The 25,973-nt window shown below is 36.6% G+C and carries 30 protein-coding genes; 23 read left to right on the top strand and 7 right to left on the bottom strand.

Going from position 1 to position 25,973, the window contains the following annotated elements; translation table 11 throughout:
* The first annotated feature begins 163 nt into the window (after positions 1-163).
* The 16 genes from ACLRVU_RS03165 to ACLRVU_RS03090 all read left to right on the top strand — a co-directional run bounded on the left by ACLRVU_RS03165 (position 164) and on the right by ACLRVU_RS03090 (position 11,916).
* Complete coding sequence (locus ACLRVU_RS03165; RefSeq protein ID WP_412890661.1) at positions 164-637, top strand: GNAT family N-acetyltransferase; 474 nt, start codon at positions 164-166, stop codon at positions 635-637.
* Between the two features lie 119 nt (positions 638-756).
* Positions 757-1,110, top strand: coding sequence for an Inorganic pyrophosphatase (locus ACLRVU_RS03160; protein ID WP_412890660.1), 354 nt, complete (start codon positions 757-759; stop codon positions 1,108-1,110).
* A 104-nt stretch (positions 1,111-1,214) separates the two neighbouring features.
* Positions 1,215-1,694, top strand: a complete 480-nt coding sequence (locus tag ACLRVU_RS03155; protein WP_412890659.1) for a GyrI-like domain-containing protein — start codon at positions 1,215-1,217, stop codon at positions 1,692-1,694.
* Between the two features lie 259 nt (positions 1,695-1,953).
* On the top strand, positions 1,954-2,115 hold the full coding sequence (locus ACLRVU_RS03150; RefSeq protein ID WP_412890658.1) for a hypothetical protein: 162 nt from the start codon (positions 1,954-1,956) through the stop codon (positions 2,113-2,115).
* Between the two features lie 189 nt (positions 2,116-2,304).
* Positions 2,305-3,483 (top strand): DUF5050 domain-containing protein, encoded by a 1,179-nt coding sequence (locus ACLRVU_RS03145; protein ID WP_412890657.1) that lies wholly within the window; start codon positions 2,305-2,307, stop codon positions 3,481-3,483.
* Between the two features lie 55 nt (positions 3,484-3,538).
* Positions 3,539-4,270: an RsmE family RNA methyltransferase gene (locus tag ACLRVU_RS03140; protein ID WP_412890656.1), complete on the top strand. Its 732-nt coding sequence runs from the start codon at positions 3,539-3,541 to the stop codon at positions 4,268-4,270.
* Between the two features lie 10 nt (positions 4,271-4,280).
* Positions 4,281-5,051 carry a hypothetical protein gene (locus ACLRVU_RS03135; RefSeq protein ID WP_412890655.1) on the top strand — a complete coding sequence of 257 codons (771 nt, stop codon included), beginning with the start codon at positions 4,281-4,283 and terminating at the stop codon, positions 5,049-5,051.
* Between the two features lies 1 nt (position 5,052).
* Positions 5,053-6,366, top strand: coding sequence for a tRNA (N(6)-L-threonylcarbamoyladenosine(37)-C(2))-methylthiotransferase MtaB (gene mtaB, locus ACLRVU_RS03130; protein WP_412890654.1), 1,314 nt, complete (start codon positions 5,053-5,055; stop codon positions 6,364-6,366).
* A complete protein-coding gene (locus tag ACLRVU_RS03125) occupies positions 6,363-7,826 on the top strand; it encodes a UDP-N-acetylmuramoyl-L-alanyl-D-glutamate--2,6-diaminopimelate ligase (RefSeq protein ID WP_412890653.1) in 1,464 nt (487 codons plus the stop codon). Before mtaB ends, ACLRVU_RS03125 begins: the two co-directional genes overlap by 4 nt.
* On the top strand, positions 7,816-8,478 hold the full coding sequence (deoC, locus tag ACLRVU_RS03120) for a deoxyribose-phosphate aldolase (RefSeq protein ID WP_412890652.1): 663 nt from the start codon (positions 7,816-7,818) through the stop codon (positions 8,476-8,478). Before ACLRVU_RS03125 ends, deoC begins: the two co-directional genes overlap by 11 nt.
* A 76-nt stretch (positions 8,479-8,554) precedes the next feature.
* Positions 8,555-8,740 (top strand): 30S ribosomal protein S21, encoded by a 186-nt coding sequence (rpsU, locus tag ACLRVU_RS03115; RefSeq protein WP_041139156.1) that lies wholly within the window; start codon positions 8,555-8,557, stop codon positions 8,738-8,740.
* 100 nt (positions 8,741-8,840) lie between these two features.
* Complete coding sequence (locus ACLRVU_RS03110; RefSeq protein ID WP_412890651.1) at positions 8,841-9,041, top strand: 4Fe-4S binding protein; 201 nt, start codon at positions 8,841-8,843, stop codon at positions 9,039-9,041.
* Positions 9,034-9,633: a 4Fe-4S binding protein gene (locus ACLRVU_RS03105; RefSeq protein ID WP_412890650.1), complete on the top strand. Its 600-nt coding sequence runs from the start codon at positions 9,034-9,036 to the stop codon at positions 9,631-9,633. Before ACLRVU_RS03110 ends, ACLRVU_RS03105 begins: the two co-directional genes overlap by 8 nt.
* On the top strand, positions 9,617-9,904 hold the full coding sequence (locus ACLRVU_RS03100; RefSeq protein WP_412890649.1) for an ArsR/SmtB family transcription factor: 288 nt from the start codon (positions 9,617-9,619) through the stop codon (positions 9,902-9,904). The genes ACLRVU_RS03105 and ACLRVU_RS03100 overlap by 17 nt, the downstream gene beginning before the upstream one ends.
* A 15-nt stretch (positions 9,905-9,919) precedes the next feature.
* Positions 9,920-10,222, top strand: coding sequence for a rhodanese-like domain-containing protein (locus ACLRVU_RS03095; RefSeq protein ID WP_412890648.1), 303 nt, complete (start codon positions 9,920-9,922; stop codon positions 10,220-10,222).
* Between the two features lie 5 nt (positions 10,223-10,227).
* A complete protein-coding gene (locus tag ACLRVU_RS03090) occupies positions 10,228-11,916 on the top strand; it encodes a CoA-disulfide reductase (RefSeq protein ID WP_412890647.1) in 1,689 nt (562 codons plus the stop codon).
* Positions 11,917-11,981: 65 nt separating this feature from the next.
* Here ACLRVU_RS03090 and ispH read toward each other — a convergent pair whose 3' ends face one another.
* Both ispH and ACLRVU_RS03080 read right to left on the bottom strand, forming a co-directional pair.
* Positions 11,982-12,908, bottom strand: a complete 927-nt coding sequence (gene ispH / locus ACLRVU_RS03085) for a 4-hydroxy-3-methylbut-2-enyl diphosphate reductase (protein ID WP_412890646.1) — start codon at positions 12,906-12,908, stop codon at positions 11,982-11,984.
* Between the two features lie 18 nt (positions 12,909-12,926).
* A complete protein-coding gene (locus tag ACLRVU_RS03080) occupies positions 12,927-13,295 on the bottom strand; it encodes a hypothetical protein (RefSeq protein WP_412890645.1) in 369 nt (122 codons plus the stop codon).
* Positions 13,296-13,457: 162 nt separating this feature from the next.
* On the opposite strand from ACLRVU_RS03080, the gene ACLRVU_RS03075 reads away from it, so the two are divergent.
* Together ACLRVU_RS03075 and ACLRVU_RS03070 are read left to right on the top strand one after the other, a co-directional pair.
* Positions 13,458-14,834 carry a DEAD/DEAH box helicase gene (locus ACLRVU_RS03075; RefSeq protein ID WP_412890644.1) on the top strand — a complete coding sequence of 459 codons (1,377 nt, stop codon included), beginning with the start codon at positions 13,458-13,460 and terminating at the stop codon, positions 14,832-14,834.
* A 4-nt stretch (positions 14,835-14,838) separates the two neighbouring features.
* Complete coding sequence (locus ACLRVU_RS03070; protein WP_412890764.1) at positions 14,839-15,699, top strand: deoxyribonuclease IV; 861 nt, start codon at positions 14,839-14,841, stop codon at positions 15,697-15,699.
* Here the strand turns inward: ACLRVU_RS03070 and ACLRVU_RS03065 are convergent.
* The 4 genes from ACLRVU_RS03065 to rpsT all read right to left on the bottom strand — a co-directional run bounded on the left by ACLRVU_RS03065 (position 15,691) and on the right by rpsT (position 19,196).
* A complete protein-coding gene (locus ACLRVU_RS03065) occupies positions 15,691-15,945 on the bottom strand; it encodes a DUF2624 domain-containing protein (RefSeq protein WP_412890643.1) in 255 nt (84 codons plus the stop codon). The two genes, ACLRVU_RS03070 and ACLRVU_RS03065, sit on opposite strands and share 9 nt — an antisense overlap.
* A gap of 56 nt (positions 15,946-16,001) precedes the next feature.
* Entirely contained in the window at positions 16,002-17,057 is a 1,056-nt protein-coding gene (ispG, locus tag ACLRVU_RS03060; RefSeq protein WP_412890642.1) for a flavodoxin-dependent (E)-4-hydroxy-3-methylbut-2-enyl-diphosphate synthase, read from the bottom strand.
* A 4-nt stretch (positions 17,058-17,061) separates the two neighbouring features.
* Positions 17,062-18,840: an oligoendopeptidase F gene (gene pepF / locus ACLRVU_RS03055; protein ID WP_412890641.1), complete on the bottom strand. Its 1,779-nt coding sequence runs from the start codon at positions 18,838-18,840 to the stop codon at positions 17,062-17,064.
* A 92-nt stretch (positions 18,841-18,932) separates the two neighbouring features.
* Positions 18,933-19,196 carry a 30S ribosomal protein S20 gene (gene rpsT, locus ACLRVU_RS03050; RefSeq protein ID WP_041139167.1) on the bottom strand — a complete coding sequence of 88 codons (264 nt, stop codon included), beginning with the start codon at positions 19,194-19,196 and terminating at the stop codon, positions 18,933-18,935.
* A gap of 120 nt (positions 19,197-19,316) precedes the next feature.
* Between rpsT and gpr the strand changes: the two genes are divergently transcribed.
* Genes gpr through ACLRVU_RS03035 form a run of 3 tightly spaced genes read left to right on the top strand, consistent with a single transcriptional unit; the run spans position 19,317 to position 21,324 of the window.
* Entirely contained in the window at positions 19,317-20,204 is an 888-nt protein-coding gene (gene gpr, locus ACLRVU_RS03045) for a GPR endopeptidase (RefSeq protein WP_412890640.1), read from the top strand.
* Positions 20,205-20,260: 56 nt separating this feature from the next.
* Positions 20,261-21,025 carry a stage II sporulation protein P gene (locus ACLRVU_RS03040; protein WP_412890639.1) on the top strand — a complete coding sequence of 255 codons (765 nt, stop codon included), beginning with the start codon at positions 20,261-20,263 and terminating at the stop codon, positions 21,023-21,025.
* Positions 21,022-21,324, top strand: a complete 303-nt coding sequence (locus ACLRVU_RS03035; protein ID WP_412890638.1) for a hypothetical protein — start codon at positions 21,022-21,024, stop codon at positions 21,322-21,324. The genes ACLRVU_RS03040 and ACLRVU_RS03035 overlap by 4 nt, the downstream gene beginning before the upstream one ends.
* A 16-nt stretch (positions 21,325-21,340) precedes the next feature.
* On the opposite strand, the gene ACLRVU_RS03030 is transcribed toward ACLRVU_RS03035, so the two are convergent.
* A complete protein-coding gene (locus ACLRVU_RS03030; protein WP_147549047.1) occupies positions 21,341-22,159 on the bottom strand; it encodes a MerR family transcriptional regulator in 819 nt (272 codons plus the stop codon).
* 227 nt (positions 22,160-22,386) lie between these two features.
* Here ACLRVU_RS03030 and ACLRVU_RS03025 point away from each other — a divergent pair, with 227 nt between their 5' ends.
* Both ACLRVU_RS03025 and ACLRVU_RS03020 read left to right on the top strand, forming a co-directional pair.
* Positions 22,387-24,123, top strand: coding sequence for an ABC transporter ATP-binding protein (locus ACLRVU_RS03025; RefSeq protein WP_147549045.1), 1,737 nt, complete (start codon positions 22,387-22,389; stop codon positions 24,121-24,123).
* Positions 24,116-25,897 (top strand): ABC transporter ATP-binding protein, encoded by a 1,782-nt coding sequence (locus ACLRVU_RS03020; protein WP_412890637.1) that lies wholly within the window; start codon positions 24,116-24,118, stop codon positions 25,895-25,897. Before ACLRVU_RS03025 ends, ACLRVU_RS03020 begins: the two co-directional genes overlap by 8 nt.
* The last annotated feature ends 76 nt before the right edge of the window (positions 25,898-25,973 follow it).

The following is a 25,973-nucleotide window of genomic DNA, read 5'->3' as shown; positions in this document are numbered from 1 at the left end:
ATGAAAGTGTCGGATTTAAATTGGATCAAAGCCGATTCAATGACAGTAAAGATCGCTTTGCCGGAGATTATTTAGATTATGTATTGGTTATTGCGGGTTTTGCTAATGAACAATAAAGTAGAGCTCTTTAAAAGGGTATTGAATAATAGATTGAGGTAAGAAAATGGAAATTATATTAGAATTGGCAGAAAGAAAAGATAAAGACATATGTTACAGACTGCTTCAGTATTCATTATTTGAAGAAAGTATCAGTGATTTTAATGAAATGAATGAAAAAGCTCTTTTTGAATATGAAGGATTTGATGATTATTTTACAAATAGTGATGCTTCCGCTTATTTTATAAGAGATAAAGAAACTAGAAAAATAGTCGGATTTATCATGGTGAATAGGCAGCTGCAGCAATTTGAAACAGGACACTGTATTGCTGAATTTATGGTGATTCCTAAATATCGCCGAAATAAGATTGGGAAAACAGCAGCTGTAGAATGTTTCAATCTGTTTAAAGGAAATTGGGAAGTATCACCGTCATATGGAAGTGAAAAAGCTTATTTGTTTTGGAAACGTGTGATTGATGAATACACAGATCAAAATAATACATTTGAACATGGAATGTTCATGTTTACTAGTTCTAAATAAGGCGGTAAAGCTGGAAATTTATATTTTAGAAGAATCTATACAAGCATTAAGAGATGTATTGACAAATAAGAGATTACAGTCATGCAGTTTTACTAAACAAATATAAAGGAGTGTAAACCATGAATGAAAATAATGTACCGTTTTGGGAAGCTTTGGAACAATTAGTAGATAACAGTGAAATTGTGATCGATCGTCCAAAAGGATCTGTTCATCCTAAATATCCGGATTTATTGTATAAAGTGGATTATGGTTATCTGAAAGAGACTGCATCCATGGATGGTGGCGGCATTGATGTCTGGATGGGATCAAAACCAGAGAAAACCATAGATGCGGTTATTTGCATCGTTGATCTTTTAAAAAAGGATTCAGAAATAAAGATACTAATCGGGTGTACTTCAGAGGAAATGGAAATTATTTACCAAACGCACAATGAAACTCAGGGCATGAAAGGGATATTAATCCGTCGTGATTAACGCTTAAATTGCGATAGTGGTAAGTAAATACAAGTAATTATTTATATAGTATAAAGGTTAATGGTTTGTAGAGTAAGAATATGACTTCTTATTTGGAGGGGAAAATGAACTATACTTTGCGTAAATTAGAAACGTTTTTAGTGATTGGACAAGAAGTAGAATTGACGCAAAATCAAAGAAAAAATATTGAAATCAGTACACGGTTTTGGCGAATTTTTAATAGGAATCTTAAGAAAGAACATCTGTCACAATCTGGCAATTGGCTCAAATATGCCTTTATGGAACGAAAGAATGGTCAGTTGTTTTATTTCTGTGCAATTCCATTTCAAGGTGAAGTTCCAAGTGGTTTTAGTTTAAAAGAGATCAGGGCTCATTGGTATTTGGTAGTAGAACATTGTGGATCCATGAACAGGATTTATGAGACTTATGGTAAAATCTATCAAGATATTTTGCCTTATACAAACTTTCATCCACTAAAAGAGGATTGTATTCATTTTGAAAAATACGATCAGCGTTTTCATTGGAATAGAAAAGATTCAATCATTGAAATTTGGATACCAATAAGAAATGCAGAGATGTCTTAATAAGACAAAATAACTATACATCGCTATTTTTGTCTTATATTATCATTGATAAGCATAACAGATAAATTATAAAAGGTGATAAGCATGATAAGACGGAGGAATCATTTTGAAAACGATATTAGTAATAGATGATGCTATATATCAGCAATGTTCTTGAAGAAATTTTAGTAAAAAAAGGAATCACTTTAACAAAAAATGGTGAGATTACCTTTTTAAATACAGCCTCTCAATTAAATCGAATATAGGCGGTCATCAAGCCATGGAAGCAAAAACTCTAGATTTAGATAAAAATACAGCACATCAAACAAATGGTGATTTTTGGGATACGATTGGCAGTGATGTTTTAGGAGTCACAGCTTTGAAGCCAAAATGCTGCTGGTTACATTTATTATTAAAGCGTGTAAGTTGTAAGAAGGATTAACGAAAAGACATAAGTAAAAAATATTTCATTGCCAGTAGTCTATTCCTATTTATCATGTTAAAGCAGGAAGTGATTTCCTGATAAGATTTAGTGAAAGTAAATTAAAAATATGGGAAAATACTATTTTTATATATTTTTAATACTTTCTTAAAAAAATATGATAGAATAGCTTATGAGGTGATAAATAAGATGAAATGTCGTTTTTGTGATACAGAATTGACTGAAAATGATAAATATTGTCCTCATTGTGGGATGAAAGTAGAAGCACGTCCACAATCCGTAAGTCGTGTCACGGATCGTGTTCCAGTGTTTGAACAGCACCAAGCGAATCGCAATGTTGTCGTTTGGATAATCTTAATCGTTGTGTTGATTTTATTAGCTGTGTTTAAATTAACAGCGAACCCTTCTTCATCGAAGGATAACTATTATAATAGCGATTCCTACACAACACATAAACCTGAAAAATATGATTATAAAGAAATAAATGGGGATTATATTCTTGGCAAAGGCGATGATCTCACCATCAGTAACCTAAACGGCGGCGGTTATATCACAGATGATGGAGAATCCATTTATATGGTAAATGATGATGGAAATATTGCTAAGTTTGATAAAAACATGAGTAGAAATGAAGTGATCTACACCGGAAGCTGTGGGGATCTGCAAGTGCATGAAGGTTATCTATATTTTAAAGACACATATAAAAATAACTATACATTTAAAATGGATTTAGCGACAAAGGAAGTCACCACCGTATTAGAAGAAGATGCTTATTATGTGCGTGTATACGGACAGGATATTTACTATCAAAGTGATCAGAACAACGAAAGTATTTTCCATTATAATATGAGTACAAATGAGACTGTTCAGATCAATAATGAAGCTAGCTATAATTTGCAGCTAGTTGGAAATTTATTGTATTTTTCAACAGCAGATGCCATTAAAGCGTATGATACAACAACAAAGGAAATGAAGATGATCAAACAAGGCAGAGTGATCAATTTAGTTTGTCAGGAAGATGCGCTTTATTATATCGATGGAAATTCAGGTTTTATTTATACGATGGATTTAACCGGTGACACACAGGTCAGCACCCGTTTGAATCGTGAAGTATCAAATAACTTAATAGTTAATCAAGATCAGATTTATTATTTGAATGATTCAAATGAGGTCATCAATATGAAGACAAACGGACTTGATAATCAAGTGCTTAGTGATGAGGAAACAGGGTACAGTCTACAGCTGCAGGGAGAATATCTCTTTATTCAAAGCGATGATTATTATGGCGATTATGAATGGTATCGCATGGATCTTAACGGCGAAAATGGGGAATATGTCTATATTCAAAATATAGGGAGTTACATCTAAAAGTAGCGTTCCCTTTTTTTTTATGATAAAATGAATTCAACTAAGGAGGAGTAAAATGCAAAGGTATTTTGTTAAAAATTTTGATGAATCACAGTTTATAATTGAAAAAGAGGATCATCATCACATGAAAAAGGTGATGCGTATGCATGATGGCGATGAGATTGTTTGCATTAATGAAAAACAACAGGTTTTTCTTTGTCGGATCATGAATATCGAAATCGGACGAATAGAAGTGATGGAAGAACTTATGCAGGACTGCGAACTGCCGGTTAAGGTAAACCTGATTTATGCACTGCCTAAAAGCGATAAATTTGAGTTTGTTCTGCAAAAAGCATGTGAATTGGGTGTGACCTGTATTATTCCGCTTTTATCGAAACGCTGTATCGTTAAAACAGATCGCGAAACTTTCAATAAAAAATATCAGCGATTCAATAAAATTTTAAAGGAAGCGGCAGAACAGTCCTATCGAAATCAAATACCGAAGATTGCTCCTTTGATTAAACTCTCAGAAGTAGCATCATATCTAGGAGATCATAATTTAGTTGCTTATGAAGAAAATGCGAAACAAAATGAGATGTCTAGGCTAAAAGAGGTCTTGTCTCAGGTGCATAATGGTGATACAATCACTATTATTGTGGGCTGCGAGGGTGGTTTTGAGCAAAGTGAAATTGATGAATTAGAAAAGATGGGGGTTGTTCCCTGCTCATTAGGAAAACGCATTTTAAGGAGCGAAACAGCACCGTTATATTTGTTAAGTGCCATTGGATACGCACTAGAGTTAGGATAGAGGATCAGATATGCAGTTAGTCAAAGGATTAAACAAATACGGGATGCATCCCGTTATAAAAAAATTAGCGAGCTATCGTTTCATTGAGGAAAATAGTACACTGCTTAAAAAGAATCATATTCAGCCTGTTTATAAAAATGAATATCAGCTGCAGGCAACACTCGTTTATCTTCATTCTATGCTAAATAAAGAAGCCTTGTTTGGCATCTATTTGTTAAATGTAAACGAAAATGGAGAGTTGTGGAATGCCATGAGCTATCAGCAACGTCAAATTTTACTGCATGGTGAACTGATGACGGACTTGGATTGTTTACCTCATTTTAATGTTGGGGATCAGCTGATCCTGCTTCCCTGCTTTGACAGTGAACTGAATCATCGTTTTTGTGAGGATTATCAGTTTTTATTGCTGAAACAGAATAAAGATATCGTAGAAGAACAGCTGAAGAATCTAAAAGATCCGATTGAACTGTATGGAATTGAAGTGCTGAAGAATGGCTTCTGTGATTTTATTTGGATAAAATCCTTTGAGAATGAGCATTATCTCTATTTAGAAGATTTTAAATCCATCTATGTGTTTAATGAATCTGATAAGGTCTTTACAGATCAGTGTATTCTCGTTGATAAATATAGTAAGAAAATTCCGGAAATGATAGAACTGAGAGAAATAGTGACACTGTATCAGCATCAAAAAGAAGAGGTTTTGCTAGAATATTTGCAGGATCATCAGTTTATCAGTAAAAAGGTTTATATGAAGTTAAAGAAGAAGTTTTTAGGAGGTTAATATGAAAACATTTGCTATTCATACTTTAGGCTGCAAAGTGAATACGTACGAATCGGAGGCAATTGTGCGCTTATTTGAAGCACACGATTATCACAAGATTTCTTTTAAAGAGGTAGCGGATGTTTATGTCATCAATACCTGTACGGTAACGAATACCGGAGATAGTAAATCACGTCAGATCATACGCCGTGCAATCCGTAAAAATCCCGAGGCAGTCGTTTGTGTTGTAGGGTGCTACGCACAGGTAGCTCCTAGCGATATTGAAGCGATTGAAGGGGTTGATATTATCTTAGGTACTCAGTTCCGTCATCAAATCGTAGATTTAGTTGAAGATCATATAAAAAGTAAACAAAGAATTACAAAGATCAGCGATGTCATGAAGGAAAAAGAATTTGAAGAATTAGATGTTGATGTTTTTACTGAAAATACCCGTGCTTTCTTGAAAATCCAAGACGGCTGCAATAATTTTTGTACGTACTGCATCATTCCTTATGCTAGGGGATTGGTACGCTCACGTAAACCGGAAAGTGTTTTGAAACAGGCTCAAACCCTTGTCGATCATGGCTTTGTGGAAATTGTTTTAACAGGGATTCATACCGGAGCTTACGGCATCGATTTAAAGCATTATCGTTTCTATGATCTGCTGGTGGATTTAGTCGAACAAACAAAGGGATTAAAGCGTCTGCGTATTTCTTCTATCGAAATTAATCAGATTACAGATGAAGTAATAGATTTAATCAAAAATAATTCTATTATTGTGGATCATCTGCATGTTCCATTACAATCAGGAAGTGATGGTGTGTTAAAAAGAATGCGCCGTAAGTATACGTGTGCGCAGTATTTAGAAAAGATTGAACAAATTCGTTCTGTCTTGCCGGACATTGCCTTTACGACCGATGTTATCGTAGGGTTTCCGCAGGAAACACAAGAGGAATTTGATGAAACGTATGCATTTATCCAACAGGTAGGCTATAGTGAACTGCATGTCTTTCCTTATTCAAAAAGAAGAAATACCCCAGCGGCGGCAATGGATGGTCAAGTCGATGAAGCGGTTAAGAATGAACGCGTGAAAGCATTGATCGATCTTTCTAAAAAGCTGCATGTCAATTACGCTAAAAAGTTTATTGATAAAACTGTTGATGTTATTTTTGAAGAAGCTTTTGATGAAGAACACTTGATCGGACATGCCGGTAATTATTTAAAGGTCATTGCTAAAGCGGATCCGAAATGGATTGGTCAGGTTGTGCCGGTTGTAATTAAAGAAGCCAGTGTTTTAGGGATCACAGGGGAAGTGCTTGAAGGAGAACGCCTATGAAAAAATTAAATCAATTATTGCCGATAGATAGTGATTTAGCGATAGAATCGATTCACAGTGATTCTCGAAAAGTACGCCCTAATTCTATTTTCTTTTGTTTAGATGGATTGTCAGTTAACGGCCATCAGTTCATTGAAGAGGCTATTTATAAGGGGGCAGTCTGTATCGTTCACTCTAAAGACGTCTCAGTTAAAAATAAAGATATTGTCTATTATCAAGTAAAGGATACACTAAAATGTCTAAATGAAGTAGCTTGCAAGTTTTATGATGATCCTAGTCAGCAGTTAAATATGATCGGAGTTACCGGAACGAATGGAAAAACGATTGTTTCAATGCTGATTTACCAAATCGCTAAAAAGATAATGCCATTTGGCTACATTGGGACGCATCATGTATTATTTAATAAGGAAACGTGTGAATGCGAATTTACTACTCCGGAGATTATTTTTCTTCAAGAGCATCTTAGAAAGATGGTCAATGCCGGAATTCAGGGAGCTTGTTTAGAGGTCTCGTCACATGGATTGGCATTGGGGAGAGTAGCTGGGGTCGATTTTGATATGGCAATTTTTACCAATTTGTCACCGGAGCATTTGGATTTTCATGGCAGCATGGATAACTATGTGAAAGCGAAATTAAAATTATTTGAAGGACTGCGCAGCGATGCCATTGCGATCGTAAATCGTGATGATGAGGAAATGTTTAATCGTATTTCAACACTGACAAAAGCACATGTGTTATCGTTTGGAATTGAACATACTGCTGATATTCAAGCAACAAAGATCGTATTAAAGCTAAGAGAAACCTTGTTTGAGGTTTTATATGAAGGGTATACATATCCTGTCAAAACATCTTTGATCGGACAGTTTAATATCTATCATATTTTAGCGGCAATCCTTGCCCTGCTGCAGATCGGGTTCACAATTGAACAGGCGATCGAGGCAATTGAAGGGGTTAATAATATTGAAGGACGTTTAGAGTATGTAGAAACCGAACATAAATTCCATGCTTTTGTCGATAACGGACATAGTCCGCAGCACTATGAACAAGTCTTGTCATATGCGTCTAAAGTAGTCGGTGAGGGAAGAATCATTGCAGTTTTCGGCAGTGTCGGCAAACGTGAATTTAAAAAACGTCAGGTTCTTGGCGAAATCGCAGACCACTACTGTGATCATATTATTTTAACGGAAGAAGATCCACGTGATGAAGACACCGAAGAAATCTGCGAACAAATAAAAAAAGGAATTAAAAAGACTAAAAATGTGGTGATTACAGATCGTGAAACGGCTATTTATCAGGCTGTAGAAATTGCCAATCCAAATGATATTATTCTGATATTAGGAAAGGGAGAAGAACAAACGATGTATAAACGTCGAGGACCAATTCCTTATATTGGAGATAAACAAGCATTATTAAATGCAATTGAAGAAGTCTATGGAGGAGAAGAAGACTATGAATTATAATAAATATATCGATCATACATTATTAAAACAAGATGCCTTAGCATCACAAATCGATCGTTTAATTGATGAAGCAATTGAATATGATTTTGCTTCTGTTTGTGTCAATCCAACTTGGGTGGCACATGCTCATCAGCGTTTAGCTGATACAAATGTGTTGGTGTGTACTGTTATCGGATTCCCGTTAGGTGCCAATACAACAGCCGTTAAGGTGTTCGAAACAAAAGACGCTTTGAGCAATGGGGCTGATGAAATTGATATGGTCATTAATATTGGCGCTTTAAAAGATCATCAGGATGAAATGGTGTATGAAGAGATTAAAGCTGTCGTTGAGGCTGCAAAAGGACATACCGTAAAAGTGATTATCGAAACATGTCTGTTAACTGATGAGGAAATCATTCGTGCATGTCAGTTAGCTAAAAAAGCAAAAGCGACATTTGTTAAAACGTCAACCGGGTTCTCAACTAGAGGAGCGACATTTGAAGCAGTAAAACTGATGAAAGAAACGGTAGGAGACATGGATGTCAAAGCTTCAGGGGGAGTGAGAGACTATGATACGATGATTAAAATGATTGAATTAGGCGCAACAAGAATCGGAACCTCTTCAGGTGTTTCTTTAATGACTAAAAAAGCAGAAAATGGTGAAACTTATTAAATTATATATTGATTTTTCATGTCAAGGATAGTATAATACATGTTGTGTTAGTAAGACAGATGGGGGGGAAGTTCAAATGGCTAAGACAGTAGTACGTGAAAATGAATCACTAGATGATGCATTACGTCGTTTCAAAAGACAAGTTTCTAGAACAGGAACCCTAGCTGAAGCTCGTAAAAGAGAGTTTTATGTAAAACCTGGGTTAAAAAGAAAAATGAAATCAGAAGCAGCTAGAAAAAATAATAAAGGGAAACAAAGATAAAAAAATAATTAGACTCCTCCGGGAGTCTTTTTTTATTTATAAGTCTGCTGCGTTGACAATTTAAGTAATTAAGCATATACTAAAATATGAGGAGGGAATTATGAGTAAATTTATTGCTGTAGTTGGAAAAAGATGTGTTGCATGTGGGGCATGTATGAAAGTCTGTCCTAAGAGCGCCATCAAGGTTGAAAATGGAATTAAAGCTGTCGTTGATGAGTCGTTATGTATTGGCTGTGGTTTGTGTGTAAAGACGTGTCCGGCAGGCATTATAGATAAAGCAGCGAGGGGATCACATGAATAAGAAGAAACACTGGTATGACTATTTATGGATTTATACACCCGTTTATTTGTTTTTAGGAATGTTTAATATTTTATTTGCTTGGTTAGGGATGATTGAATTCATCGTCCCCTTATTTATTTCGATTTTTGGCGGGGGAAAGCTTTTTTGCAATCGCTATTGTGGAAGAGGACAGCTATTTGAACTATTGGGAAACAAACTAAAATTATCTCGACATATTACACCGCCTAGATTTTTATCATCATTGTGGTTTAGAAATAGCTTTTTAGTGTTCTTTATGACTATGTTTATTCTGATGATCGTCTCCACAGTTCAAGTATTTTCGGGAACACAAAACCTAAAAGAAGTAGTGACGTTATTATGGACCTTCAAGATTCCTTGGCAATTTGCTTTTCATGGGACTAATTCTTCTTGGGGATTCGCACAGTTTGCTTTTGGCATGTACAGTATTATGCTGACATCGAGTCTCTTAGGTTTTATAACGATGCTTTTATACAGACCGCGCAGCTGGTGTGTGTACTGCCCGATGGGAACTATGACACAGGCAATCTGTAAATTAAAAAAAGGAGGTACTCACTATGGAAATGAAGGCTAAAGAAGTTGCATCCATATTAAAAATAATTGCTAATGCTAACCGCTTAATGATTCTTTGTATATTAGAAGAAGGAGAATATTCTGTCGGTGAATTAGGAGAAAAAATAAACGATATTACTTTACCGGCTTTATCTCAGCATCTTTCAGCATTGAGATTGGCGGGATTTATAGAAAGCGATAAAAAAGGATTAAATGTTTATTATCGAATCAGTGATCAGCGAATTATTGAAGTGATTAAAGTGTTAAAAGTAATGTATTGTCAAGAGGATTAGAAAGGAGTAAAGAAAATGTTTTTTAGAAAAAAGAAGACGTTTGATGACTATGTTGATGAAGCCTATGAAAAAGATATTGTTTTGCTGGATGTAAGATCAAGCGAGGAGTTTAAGGCGGGACATTTGAGAAACAGTAAGAATGTACCTTTAGATAAAATGGATACGATTGATATTAAAAAGGATCAACCCCTATATGTTTTCTGCCATAGCGGAGCAAGAAGTTCAGTGGCAGTACAGCAGCTATCTAAAATGGGGTATACTGATTTAATAAATATTGGCGGGATTTATAAAAGTAAAAAAACTTTACAGGAAGGATGAGCAAGATGAAAGTAGTGATTGTTGGCGGAGTTGCTGGCGGTGCAACAGCAGCGGCTCGATTACGCCGTTTAGATGAAAAAATGGAAATTATCATGGTGGAAAGAAGCGGATATATTTCTTATGCGAACTGCGGACTTCCTTACTATATTGGGGGGAGTATTACAGATAAAAAAGCATTGACTTTGCAGACACCGGAATCTTTTTATAATCGATTTCGCATTGATGTTCGTGTCCATCAAGAAGTAACAAGAATCAATGCTTTAGAAAAGAAAGTGACGATTCATAAGCTTGAAGATCATACGACCTATCAGGAAAGTTATGACAAACTGATTCTTTCTCCGGGAGCAAAGGCAGTTTTACCACCCATTACCGGGATCACATTGGAGAATGTTTTTACATTGCGTACGGTAGAAGATACTTTTAAGATAGATGACTATCTAAAAGATCATGAAGTAAAAAAAGCAGTTGTCGTTGGAGCAGGTTTTATAGGCTTAGAGATGGCAGAAAATCTTAAAGAAAAAGGAATTGATGTCACGATTGTTCAGCTAATGGATCAGATTTTGGCTCCTTTAGACAAAGATATGGCTGCCATTGTACAAAATTATATCAAAAATCAAGACATTGAATTATTGTTGGGGACATCATTGACCAAGATTCTCAAAAAAGAAAATGAAACAATAGCGGTGCTGGATCATCAAAAAGAGATAGCCTGTGATATGATTCTTATGGCAGTAGGGGTACAGCCGGATAGTCAGCTGGCAAAAACTGCTGGGATTGATCTTGGGATAAAAGGTGCTATTAAAGTTAATGCCCATATGCAGACGAATGTCAATGATATTTATGCAGTTGGGGATGCGGTTGAAGTGAAGCATTTTATTACCCAAACAGATAGTCTCATTTCTTTAGCGGGACCGGCGAATAAACAAGGGCGTATTGCAGCAGATCATATATGTGGAATTGATCATCTCTATAAGGGCAGTCAAGGGTCTTCTATTTTAAAATTGTTTGATATGCATATTGCGACAACTGGACTGAATGAAAAAGAAGCACAGACAGCAAAAATTGACTATGATTATGTGATTATCACCTCTTCAAGTCATGCTGCTTATTATCCAAACGCTAAAAATATGTATCTAAAGGTTTTGTTTGATAAGAAAGATGGCACGATACTAGGCGGACAGATAATTGGCTATGATGGGGTGGATAAGCGAATTGACGTTTTGGCGACAGCCATTCGGGCAAAGATGACCGCTTATGATTTAACAGAATTAGACTTGGCTTATGCACCGCCATTTTCTTCTGCCAAAGATCCCATTAACATGATTGGGTTTGTCATTGAAAATATATTGACAGATAAGGTAAAACAAATGCACTGGTCAGACATCAAGGATGATGAAAAGACTATTATTTTAGATACAAGAACTATTTTAGAATATCAACGCGGACATTTCCCTAATGCTTTGCATATCCCTCTTGATGAACTGCGAGACCGCCTATCAGAAATTGATCGGGATAAAGATATTCAAGTATACTGTCAAAGTGGACTGAGAAGTTATTTGGCATGTCGTATTCTAAGTCAAAATGGCTATATATGCAAAAATATTGCAGGTGGCTATGGTATTTATCAGCATATCGAAGAAAATAAAATAATGCAGTCAGCGGGGATGCGTCCTTGCGGTATTGACGAAAAATAAAGAAGAGGCAATTACTCTTAGGAGTAACTGCCTTTTTATATTAAAAAAGTACCAACGAATTGGTACTAATTTAAAATCTTCTCTGCATCGATTACAGGCAGCTTGTAAGTTGCAGGGTTTTCCATCTCCAGTTGTTCAAGATAATCAATCACCATATTGGTTAGATAGGTAGGAGTAGACGCACCGGCAGTCACTGCAATATGCTGTCTGCCTTTTAAATCATCTAAACAAATATCTTCAACGCTTTCTATCAATCGTACAGGAATATCTTTCTTTTCTTTCGCTATATTCGCTAAACGAGTGGTATTGTTGGAATGAGGATCTCCTACAACATAAAGAAAATCGACATCTTCTGGTAAAGCTGCCATCGCCTGCTGGCGGATCGTTGTAGCGTTACAGGTTTCTTTCATGATTTCAACATGGGGTAATTGCGTTGCGGCATAGTGTGAAAGCATCTGCACATCCCACATGCTCATCGTTGTTTGGTTTGTCACAACATAATGCTGTTCCTTGTTTTCAAGGCGTTCAATATCCTCTTGATTTTGGATCAAATGGATACGCATAGGATTAATGGCCAAAGCGCCTTCTGCTTCAGGGTGACCCTGTTTTCCAATGTAAAGAATATCTTGTCCCATGTTTAGAGAGTGTGAGATTAATTCATGAGTCTTGATGACATCCTTACATGTAGAATCGACTACGATCAAACCTTTCTGCTTTGCTTTTTCAAAGACATTTTGACCAGCACCATGTGCCGTGATAATCACGACTCCGGAGTCAATTTCATCTAATAGCTCCAGACGGGATTTTCCTTTGCAGTCAATGGTGCGGATCCCGATTTTATTTAAGGCGTCAACGATAAACTGATTATGCACGATCATTCCTAAAATATAGATCGGTTGATCAGGGTATTGCTGACGGGTAGATTTTGCGATCTTAATTGCGTTAACAACCCCTTGGCAATAGCCGCGAGGAACGACTTTAAATACTTTCATTTCATCACCTCAGAAAGATTATAGCATATTTTCAAACTGCGTGTCTTCATCGGTGACATTTTTTAATGCATCGTCGATCTCTTGGTCAAAAGATGGGTCGAGGTCCATCTGCTTGACCGCTTTGATCACTCTAAAAGCGGTTTTGGCGTTGCTTACTATCGGTCGTACTTGATAAATGACAGGAATGACTTGATTAAATGTCGTAATGGCTTTTTGAGCCGTTCGTAATGTAGTTTGCATGTTGAATGGAATCAGACTTTTTTTGATCGGTGACATTGGCATCATCGGATTTTGATATTGCATCGGATTCATTGACATGTTCATTTGACTTGGATAGTAGGGCGCGTTATAGCCGTAAAATGGATATTGCGGTGGGTAGTTATTCATTGTTTTACCTCCTCTTACTTAGTATATGTAAAAAAGGATAAGATGTTATCCTATAGTTGACAAAAGTCACGATTTTGTTAAAATAAGACATACGCCAATTTTTTAATCAGGGTATTTGCTTATTTATTTTGGTTTATGTATAATAAAAAAAGGAGTGATAAAATGAAAACTTTTGAGCAATTTAACTTTAAACCGTTTGTTAATGATACAATCCGTCTGCTTAATTTTAAAAAGCCGACAAAAATACAGGAAAGAGTTATTCCGCAGGTCATGCGGCATACCGATATTATCGGGATTTCTCAAACCGGAACAGGGAAAACACATGCGTTCCTGCTTCCGATCATGAATGGAATTGATCCCAATTCAGATAAAGTACAGGCGGTTATTACAGCCCCAACGCGTGAATTAGCGACACAGATTTTTGAACATGCCCGTTTATTTCAAAAAGCGAACCCAGCCGTGCGTGTGTCATTGGTGATCGGTGGGAATGATAAACAAAAAGCAATTGATAAATTAACGGTACAGCCGCACGTGGTTATCGGAACACCGGGAAGAATCCGCGATTTATCTATTAATGAACAAGCATTAAAAATTACGACAGCCGATATTTTTGTTGTCGATGAAGCCGACATGACTTTAGAGTTTGGTTATCTTGAAGATATTGATGCTGTTGCCGGACTGATGAAGGATGATTTGCAGATGTTGGTTTTTAGTGCGACAATTCCGCAGAATATCCGACCATTTTTAAGAAAGTATATGAAGAATCCACAGATTATTGAGATTGATGAAAAGAAAGCGACAACTGATAATATTGAACATATCTTAGTCCCGGTTCGTCATAAGAGTAAATTTGAATTGCTTAAAAAGATCATGGATACAATCGATCCTTACATATGTCTGATCTTCTGCAATAAGCGCAGTGAAGCAAGAGATATTGCTCAAAAGCTTCATGACGATGGATATCGTGTCGGTGAGATTCATGGAGATCTGGAACCGCGTGAACGTCGTCAAATGATGCGCCGTATCAACAATATGGATTACCAGTATATCGTGGCAACTGATATTGCTGCCAGAGGAATTGACATTGACGGAGCCAGTCATATTATCTCAATGGACTTTCCAACGGAATTAGATTTCTATGTGCATCGTGCTGGTCGCTGCGGACGTGGGAAATATACCGGAATCTGTTACAGCTTATATAACGTGGAAGATGAAGGAAGTATTAAGTATCTGGAAAATAAAGGGATTAAGTTTACTAATCAGGAAATAAAAGATGGCGTTTGGGTAGATTTAGCGGATCGTGATCGCCGCAATAAACGTGTGCGTCACAGCAATGAGATTGAAACACGTATCTCTAAGATGGTTAACCGTCCAACAAAAGTAAAGCCCGGGTATAAAAAGAAACGTAAGATAGAAATTCAAAAATTAGTGAGAAAAGAAAAACGTTCGATTATCCAGCAGGATATTCGCCGTCAGAAAAAAGAACGTGCAAAACAGGCACAGATTGAAAAAAGACAAAAAGAAGAAGGAAATTATTAGAATGTTGAAAATTGGAAGTCATGTTGGCATGTCTGGAAAAGAAATGATGGTGGGTTCGGTCAAAGAAGCTCTGTCTTATGAAGCGAACACCTTTATGTTTTATACCGGTGCGCCACAGAATACACGCCGTAAAAAAATCGAAGAGCTGAGAATTGATGAAGCCAAGGCTTTGATGGAGGAGCATGGCATTGCGATTGAAGATGTCTTAGTCCATGCTCCCTATATTATCAACTTAGCCAATACAATAAAGCCTGAAACTTTTGAGTTAGCAGTGGACTTTCTGCGACAGGAAATTGAAAGAGTAGAGGCAATCGGAGTGAAAATGGTTGTTCTTCATCCGGGAAGTCATGTCAAGGCGGGTGAAGAAGCGGGATTAGATCAAATCGTAAAAGGATTAAATATGGTTTTAAGTGAAGATACAAATGTTATTATTGCCTTAGAAACGATGTCGGGAAAGGGCAGTGAACTAGGCTATACGACAGATCAGTTAAAATATATGATTGATCATGTTGAACATAATGATAAATTAGGTGTATGCTTAGATACGTGTCATCTTCATGATGCCGGATATGATCTTACACAATTTGATGCCTACTTGGATGAGTTTGATGAAAAAATCGGTATTCATCGTATTAAAGCGATGCATATCAATGATTCTAAAAATGAACGTGGTGCAAAAAAAGACCGACATGAAAATATCGGTTATGGTTATATTGGTTTTGATACGCTTTGCTCTATTATTTATAACGAACGTCTAAGTCATGTACCTAAGTTTTTAGAAACGCCTTATCATGAAGAAAAAGCCCCATATAAACGTGAAATTGCGATGATTCGCAATAAGAAGTTTGAGCCGGGGTTAAAATAATAAAATAGAGTCTTGAATAATGGGTTTAAATTGATGACAAACAGAGATGTTTGTCTCTTTTTCTATCTCGTTGTATAAAGCAGGATGGTAATGTGCAGTAACCAATGCATACACATTATTTTTTATGATCTGAAGAATAATGCTTAAATCATAATCGTTAATCTGACATTGGTAGTCCTGACATATTTTTTTTAATTTAGTAAGTGTTAAGGATTGGATATGCATATAATTTTCTTTTAGATTCATCGTGATATTTCCCCCTAATCTGTATATATGCTTCTTCACTAAAAAAGATGATACATTTATTGTACCATCTTTAATATTTCTGCTTTTAATTCTTCAACCATGTTCTCTTGTTTAACTTTTCTGATAATTTCACCCTTTTTTATCAGTAATCCTTCTTTTACTCCGCCGGCAATAGCGATGTCCGCGTGTTTAGCTTCCCCCGGACCATTTACCGCACACCCCATGATGGCAACGGTAATATCAGCATGGATTGTATTTAGAAATTGCTCGATCTCTTTAGCAACCGGGATCAGATCGTATTGAATACGTCCACAGGTCGGACAAGAGACTAATGTCGGTACGTTGCTCATTAATCCGAATTCCTTTAGCAATGTTTTAGCTACCGGAATTTCCTGACAAGGATCATCACTTAAAGAGACACGAATCGTATTGCCGATGCCTTCATACAGTAAGATTCCCAATCCGGCACTTGATTTAATCGTTCCACCAAGGGCAGTTCCTGATTCGGTTACTCCTAAATGAAGCGGATAGTCGAAGGTTCGACTCGCTAGTTTGTAGGCTTCTACCGTTAATAGTGTAGAGGAAGCTTTTAAAGAGATACAGATATCGTGGAAATCTAAATCTTCTAAAATCTGAACATGACGTTTTGCACTCTCTACCATTGCTTCGGGAGTGGGGCGCCCGTATTTTTGCAGGATATCTTTTTCTAAAGAACCGCCATTGACACCGATACGAATAGGAATATGTTTTGCTTTACAAGCATTGACCACCGCTTCGATTTTTTCTTTTGAGCCAATATTGCCGGGATTGATACGAATCTTGTCAATGCCCGATTCAATGGCTGTTAAAGCTAAACGATGATCAAAATGAATGTCTGCTACTAAAGGCAGTTTCACCTGCTTTTTAATTTCTTTGATGGCTAAGGCATCCTCCTGATCGAAAACAGCCATTCGGACTAATTGACATCCTGCCGCGGCTAATTGATTGATCTGAGCTACAGTAGCCTCAATATCCTTTGTTTTGGTATTGGTCATCGATTGAATGATGACTTGATTGTTTCCCCCAATGATTAAGTCACCGACTTTAATTGAGCGAGTTTCCTCTCTTTTCATGCGTTTACTCCTTTTCAAGCATTAAACTTTCAAATTCATTTAATAAATCCTCAAAATAATGGAAAGCATCATCATAAAGCTGATCGGATAATGGATCCACATTCGCAGTCTGCAGCAGTTCGATCGGTGGTTTGCTTCCACCTGATTTTAAGAACTGCAGATAACATTCAATTTGCTGAGTATCCTGTTTTGTGACTCTGGCTGTAATAGCGAGGGCACAGCACATACCCAAAGTATATTTATAGACATAGTAATTGTAATAGAAATGCGGCACATGATAGCAAGAATAACGAGTTAAGTCATCTAACACTACATCCGGTCCAAAATATTCCTGATTTAACTGCTGATAAAGATCTGTGATGATTTGACTGGACATCGGCTGGTCTTTCTCTGCCATAGCATGCAGCTTGTATTCAAAATCAGCAAACATCGGCTGTCTGAAAATCAATCCCACGCAGTTTTCTAACAGATCATAAAGAAGGCTGGCTTTTTCCTGCTTATCCTGAGTATTCGCTAATAAGTGTTGGATCAGCAGCATTTCATTTACTGTTGATGCCACTTCTGCTACAAAGATACGATAGTTATTCGTCTGGGGCGGCTGATATTTATTAGAAAGATACGTATGACAGCTGTGTCCTAATTCATGAATCATGGTTGACAATGATTGATAGTCACCGATAAAATTCATGAGGATATATGGATTTGTATCATAGCATCCGCTTGAATAGGCACCGGCACGTTTACCGACATGCGGATAAAAGTCGATCCAGCGTTCTGCTTTGGCTTTTTTAATAATATCTGTATATTCATCACCAAAAACATCCACACATTTAAGAATAATATCAAAACATTCATCAATTGTGTAATGGCGCTGCTTTGATTTAACTAAAGGTACACTTAAATCATAGTTATACATAATTTCTTTATTCATTAAACGTTTTTTCAATGCGTTATAGCGATGAAAGAGTGGACGGTATTTCTCATTGGCCTGTTCTAGGATTTTATGAAACAGTTCACTTGGTGCCTGATCGGCAAATAAGCTGGCAGCTAAGCTGTCTTCAAAATGACGTGTTTTCGCTAAAAAGGCATCTTTTTTCATTGTGCTTGATAACGTTTTGGCAAAGACGTTTTCAAAACGCTGATATTCTTTATAAAAGTGATGATAAGCAGTGCGTCGTACTTCTTCATTTTCATTCTTTAAGAATTTAGTTAGTGTCGCACTATTTAAGAACTCTTCTTTACCATCCACTAAAACCGGTTCGAATTCCAGTCTCAATGCATCAAAGACATCACTTCCAGTATCCGCTAGAGGATAAATCTGAGCAAGCAGATCTTCCATTTCTTTAGAAAGTGTATGACTGGCTTGGCGGAAGGTTTCCTGCATATTATAACGATAGACCATAAAACGTTCTTCTTTCAGATAGTCTTTGACTACTTCTTGATGAGCGATAATATCCAAATCAACAAAAGTCAGACTTTGCGAGATTTGTTCATATAGAGCCATGACTCTTGCTTCCATGCTTTTAATGAACTGATTGTTAGGTTCAACATCTACACTTAAATGTGTATAGCAATACAATTTTGAAAGCAGACGATCCATCTTCGTATAATCTTCTAAAAACTGATAAAACTGATCTGCACTGTCAATAAATGTTTTTTCCTGCTGCACTAATTTTTCACATAAACTTTTGGTTTCCTTTAAATCTTCATTAAAGCTTTTTTCGTCTTCATAGATTTTGGTTAGATCCCAGGTATCCTGAAGGCTGATTTCATTTCTATTCATTCAATCACCTCGTTACTATCATAGCAAAAAAAGCGCAAAAAAAAAACTGTATTGATAACGTTGTTTTAAGCAACAAAAAAACTCTATTAGCCTTAGTTAATAGAGTTTACTAATTTAGCCAATCTAGATTTTTGTCTAGAAGCATAGTTTTTGTGATGGAATCCTTTTGTTACAGATGCATCTAATTTACTAGAAGCTACATTATAAGCAGCAATCGCTTCTTCTTTATTTCCAGCTTCAACAGCAGCTAATACTTTTTTGATAGCAGTTTTTAAAGCAGTTCTGTATCCGTTATTAACAGCACGTTTAGCATCATCGTTTTTATAACGTTTGATTTGTTGTTTCATGTTAGCCATTTTTGTCCACCTCCGATTCATTTCCTTACCAATTTTAACAAAAATAGAAATGAAATGCAATCTTATTTTTATTTTTTTGTTGAATCATGGTTTTATGGTCATACTAAGTTTGGTGATTTTATGAATTATAATACAGATTTAGCCAGAGAACAGCTGGAACATCTAAAAGAAAACGAAGATTATAAGTTTAATAAGCTTACATTTAATGACGTCACATTAGAACAATATGACTTTTTTCAAGAACCTAAAGGGCATTACGATGAGATCATTTTAAATGATTATCAGCAGGATGATCTTTTAGAGGCCTTTAAAGTGGTGATGACTCCTTATTTACCGGTACAGCGTATTCTTGTTGTGGGGTTGGGAAACGCTGATTTCAATGCGGATGCAATCGGACCAAAAATTGTCGGTAAAATGGAAATGAGTCTCGATCATCTTTATTTATTTATTCCGCGTGTAAAAGGACAAACCGGCTTGGAAAGTGCCGAGATGGTAAAAAGCATTGTTGAGAAATATCATATTGATTTAGTCATCGCTATCGATTCTCTTTCAGCGATTCAATCCGATGCTTTATATAAGACGATTCAAATCAATGATATCGGGATTCGTCCGGGAAGCGGTGTAGGCAACTATACCACAGCGATCAACGAAGCGTATTTAGGCTGTAAAGTCATCGCTGTCGGTATTCCTTGTGTCATTAAAGTCAGCAACCTGATCAATGAATTTTTTAAATATGTCGAAGGCTTCTTTTCTGAGAATTTGCAGGGCGGTCAAAATATTTTGAAAGTGGTGCGCAAAAATCCTTATCAGGGAGAATTAGATGATGAGAAAAAACAATTCCTGATGGGACACTTAGGCACTCTTCATCACGATGAACGCTATCATTTAATTGAGGAAATAATGAATCCAATCAACAAGAATTATGTCATAACAAGTAAAGATATCGACTATCGTATTGAAATTTTATCGAACATGATCAGTATTTGTTTGATGAATATTTTGAATTAATGTTCTAAATCCTCTATTCTTTTCATACATTATATAAGTGAATAGAAGGTGAGGATATGCGAAGAAATTCAGGTTTTTATATTTTAGGGAAGTTTTTGATATTCAGCGTATGTTTGTTTGCACTCAATATGTGTGTAACTAATTTACTTAATAATAATGTCCGCGTGGATGCCTTGGAAAAGCAGGACAGCAAGGTAGTAAGCGATCTTGAATCGCAGATGGTGAAGTTGAATCAGAATCAAGGTGTTAATAAAAGTATTTACATCTATTCTACGCATCAGCAGGAAAAATATGCCGATCAGGGTGTGTTTGAAGGAAGTAAATACTTAGCCGAGAAATTAAGAACGATGGGGTATAACGTGATCGTTGAGGAAAGTAATTTTGAAAATTATGCGGCAGCCAACGGAATGCAGTATGATGAATTCTATCAGGTATCAAATACATTCCTCACCGAAGCGTTAGTCAATAATGGCGGTTTTGATTTAGTGATTGACTTTCACCGTGATTCGGTGGGAGCAAATGTAACAAGGCTTTTAGCTAATGATAAGGCATATGCGAAAATGATGTTTGTTATTGGCGGACTAAGTGAAAAGGTGGAAGCAGTACGCGGAGCTTCACAGGCTTTGTCCACGCTGATCGACAGCTATATGCCGGGAATCAGCCGCGGGACTTTTGAACGAGAAGCCTATTATAATCAATATGTGACAGATCATATGCTGCTGATAGAAGTAGGGGGCGTTGAAAACAGTTTTACCGAAGTGAAAAACAGTTTGGATGTACTGGCTTTATCCATTCACGATTATTTGGAGGCACAACAATGAGAGATATCATCGTCGATGTTTTTCTGGTGGTTATTTTCTTAGTGGTCGTTAATGCTGTGATTAAAGGTCCGGAAATTAAAACGGATATTGTGAATCAATCCACCAGTCAATTAGAATCAGATATAAAAAATGAAGAACAATTAGAAGATCATTATGTCATTTATGATGACGGAAAAGAAAACGCCGTTGCCAAGGGCGCAAAAGCAGTCAGCAATGGAGTTACAGAATTTATTCGCATGGTTGTTGTTTTTATCGGCGATTTCTTTTCAATGATGGTAAGTGCGGCAATAATAAAATAGAGACCTCAAAGGGTCTCTATTTGGTTTCTAGGTAGATCATTGTGATATAGTTTTCAGTATGTCGTTCAGCAATATCTGAGAGAATGTATTCCTCATACGCCATTTCTCCTAATGGAATCTTGTGCTTTTGGGCATAGTCGAGGGCTCGCTGATAGGCATTATACGCTAAATCATAAGGACCTTTGTGGTAAGCTACAATGTAATATCCGGCTTTTCTGATTTTGATGTTTTTTAAATTGCGTTTTCGTGTACGGGTAAACAAATATTGAAAATTCGTATAATCTTTGTTTTTAATATTGGCAATGGAGAGAATTGCCCCGACACGATCTTCGGTAGCAAGATAGTTATTATTATAGAAGTTGACATACTCTTCCATGTAGGTTGCAAAATGCTTGCTGGTGGCGTTTTCCACATCGTCGCTGCACAGCAGGATTTCTTCTTCCATATATTCTAAACTGACTTCGTTAACATCAGCTTTTAAAGCGTTGGAGGTTGTGGAGCGAATTGCTTTAATAAACTCCTTGGCATGCTTAAGTTTTTTTATTTGATCATCCAGTTCTTTTTCTTTATCGTTCAATAGATCAATGAGCATCTGAGGTGTCCTTTGTTCCAGATAAATCTTGATATCCTGCAATGACATTCCAATATTTTTAAGAATCATGATAATCGCAAACGTTTCATATTGGTGATGCGAATAATAGCGATACTGATTATCCTTTACAATTGCCGGAGTAAATAAGCCGATCTGATCATAATGAAACAGGACATGCTTAGGTACGTTGCAGATTCTAGCAAATTCACCAGTCGTAAAGTATTTTTCATATTTTTCTTTCATGATAAGCACCTCCTACGTAAAATAACTATCTTCTTTATACCATGAATTGAATAAGTTGGCTATGGGTTTATTCATTAAAATAAAGGCAGAATGAATTCGTTTTTCTTATAAAGCGATATGTAGTTTAAATAAAAGTTCAAAATACATAAAATACCTCTTGACTATAAGGTTACTTTATAGTTTATGATAGAACAGTCGAGTAAAAACAACAAGGGAAGGAGATTAATATGAAACTTATTTTAAAGTATTTGAAAAAATATAAAAAGTTATTGGTTTTAAATGTGATTTCTGTCTTTGGGTTTGCACTTGTAGAATTGGGAATCCCGACGATTATCGCCAATATGATTGATATTGGGGTTAAAAATCAGGATCGTAACTACTTATATTCAATGTGGGGAGCGATTCTTGTTATTTCGATTGTGGGAGTAGCAGGAACGATTTTACTAGGGTATTGCTGTGCAAAGATTTCAACGTCAATTACACGTGATATCCGTAACGATATTTTTACAAAGGTGCAGGATTTCTCACCTAGCGAATTCAATAAATTTGGGATTTCATCATTGATTACTCGAACAAACAATGATGCGTTTCAAATTCAGATGTTTATCAATGTTATATTGAGAACTGCTTTAATGACTCCGGTTATGCTGGTTGTCAGCTTTATCATGACATTAAGAACTTCTTTGGACTTATCTTTAGTGATTGCTGCCACTTTGCCAGTTGTTATTCTGGGGGTTATTTTAGTCGCAAAGATTTCAGAGCCAATGTCACAAAAACAACAGGCGTCATTAGACCACTTAAATCGTATTTCAAGAGAAAACTTAACGGGGATCAAAGTTATTCGTGCTTTCAATAATGATCGCTATGAACAAGCTCGTTTTAATGAAACGAACGTAGAGTTTACAGATTATACTAAAAAGATTTTTAAATTAATGTCAGTAACTCAGCCAATATTCTTTTTGTTAATGAATTTAGCGGCTGTCTTTATTTTCTATCTGGCAAGTCAGATGATTGATGCAGGAACATTGCAGGTGGGACGATTAGTTGCTTTTCAGGACTATTTATTCCATGCTATGTTCTCAATGATGCTGTTTTGCAGTGTCTTTGTGATGTATCCGCGTGCCGCTGTTTCAGCTAAACGTATTCAGGAAATTCTTAGCACTCAGGTTCTCATTAAAGATAAAGAAAGCACGATGAATGTGCCAACGGTCAATGAACATACCTTAGATTTTGATCATGTGACCTTTGTTTATCCGGATGGAGAAGAACCGGTCTTGAAAGATGTCTCTTTCAAAGCATGTCAGGGACAGACCATAGCCTTTATTGGCAGCACCGGTTCAGGAAAAAGTACGTTAATCAATCTGATTCCGCGTTTTTATGATGTCAGCGCCGGAACCATTAAAATCGATGGACAAAATGTTCAGGATTATTCTATGGAGGCACTGCGTGATAAGATTGGTTTTATTCCGCAAAAAGCAATGCTGTTTACCGGAACTATCGCTGAAAATATCCGCTATGGAAAAGAGGATGCAACCATGGAAGAAGTGGTTGAGGCCGCCAAAATCGCTCAGGGATATGATTTTATTATGGAAAAACCAAAAGGCTTTGATGAAGTCATTACGGAGAGTGCGACGAATGTATCAGGGGGACAGCGTCAGCGTTTAAGCATCGCCCGTGCATTAGTTAAAAAGCCGGAAATCTATATTTTTGATGATTCATTTTCAGCTTTAGATTTTAAAACAGATGCTATGTTAAGAAAAGCATTGAAACAAGTTACAAAACAATCGATTATGCTGGTTGTTGCACAACGTATTTCTACAATCATGGAAGCCGATAAGATTATTGTCTTGCATGAAGGAAAGGTAGTAGGGGAAGGAACTCATAAAGAACTTCTCAAAAATTGCTCGATCTACTACGAAATTGCAGCATCTCAGTTGAGTGAGGAGGAATTGGCTTATGAGTAAGAAATGGCAAACCTTCAAACGATCTATTAAACAGCTGTCACCTTTTATTTCACCCTATAAATGGGGATTCTTTGTAGCAATTCTAATGGTTGTGGTAACCAATATTGCATTAGCGGTTGCACCGACGGTAGAAGGGATGATTACCACGCAGCTGATGAGTGATGCGACGAATATTGCAAATCATGTGCCTAATGCCGGTGTTAATTTTGCCGCTATTATCAAGATTATTGTTGTTTTAGTCACGATCTATTTGATCAAAACATTATCACAGGTTGTTTTAACCTTTGCTTTAACGAATTCAATCCAAAATGCAATGCATGATTTAAGAAATGCCTTGCAGGAAAAAATACGTCATCTGCCTGTCAGTTATTTTGACAAGCGTCAGTTTGGAGATGTACTAAGCCGTATTACCAATGATGTTGACACAGTGTCAAATGCCCTGCAGCAAACCTTGACACAGATCATCAGTGGAGTTTTGACTCTTATTTTAGCGATTGTCATGATGGTAAGAATCAATGCGATGATGGCAATTGTTGTCTGTATGATTATTCCGATTGCATTGCTGATTACTCGTTTTATTGTTCATCGTTCACAAAAACGCTTTAAAGCTCAGCAGGATGCTTTAGGTAAGCTGAACGGAGCGATTACCGAAATGTATACGGGGTACAATGAGATATTGCTTTTTAATAAGCAGAAAAAATCAATTCATCAGTTTAAAGATATCAATGAAAACTTATGTCAAAATGCTTTCAAGGCACAATTCATGTCTTCAATCATTTCGCCCTGTATTTCATTAGTCACATATACAGTTATCGGAACAATCGGATTGATCGGAAGTATTTTAGCGATCAGCGGTACATTGAAAATCGGACAGCTGCAAGCCTTTATACGTTATATCTGGCAGGTTAACGATCCAATTTCTCAGGTAAGTAACTTATCTTCACAGATTCAGTCTGCCTTTGCCGCTATAACTCGTGTATTTGAAGTCTTAAACGAGAAAGAAGAAGTAATTACAGAACATCCGCAGCCTGTTCATGAAATTGAAGGAAATGTAACATTTGACCATGTTCACTTTGGTTACAATGAAAAAGAAATTATTCATGACCTCAATGTGGATATCAAGAGCGGACAGATGGTTGCCGTAGTAGGACCGACCGGTTCAGGAAAAACAACCTTGATCAGCTTATTGCTGCGTTTTTATGATGTGACACAGGGTGGAATCAAGATTGATGGTGTAGACATCCGTGATATGGATCGTGAAGACTTGCGTTCTTTATTTGGGATGGTCCTGCAGGATACTTGGCTGTTTAACGGTACGATTTATGACAATATCCGTTATGGGCGTATGAATGCCAGAAAAGATGAGATTATTGAAGCCGCTAAACAGGCGAATGTGCATCATTTTATCCGTACTCAGCCCGATGGCTACAACATGCAGATCAATGAAGAGGGAAATAATATTTCTCAAGGTGAAAAGCAGTTATTAACGATTGCCAGAGCGATCTTAAAAGATCCGCAGATCATGATCTTGGATGAAGCAACTTCATCGGTGGATACGCGTTTGGAAAAAATGCTGCAGGAAGCAATGCAGAATGTAATGAAAAACCGTACAAGCTTTGTTATTGCTCATCGTTTATCGACAATTAAAAGTGCAGATCTGATCTTAGTTGTTCGTGACGGAAGAATCGTTGAAAAAGGAACTCACAAAGAATTAATTCAGTTAAATGGATTCTATGAACAACTTTATAATGCACAGTTTGCAGAACAAGAATAAGACCGGGAGACCGGTTTTTTCTTTTTTTAAATAATTTGAAAGGTTTTCAAAGACAGCATCGTATTCCTAATGAAGC

It is taken from the genome of Beduini sp. (assembly GCF_047239305.1).
Classification (GTDB): Bacteria; Bacillota_I; Bacilli_A; order Erysipelotrichales; family Coprobacillaceae; genus Beduini.
Note: the sequence above shows the minus strand (reverse complement) of the source record. Positions and strands in the feature narration are given on the sequence as shown.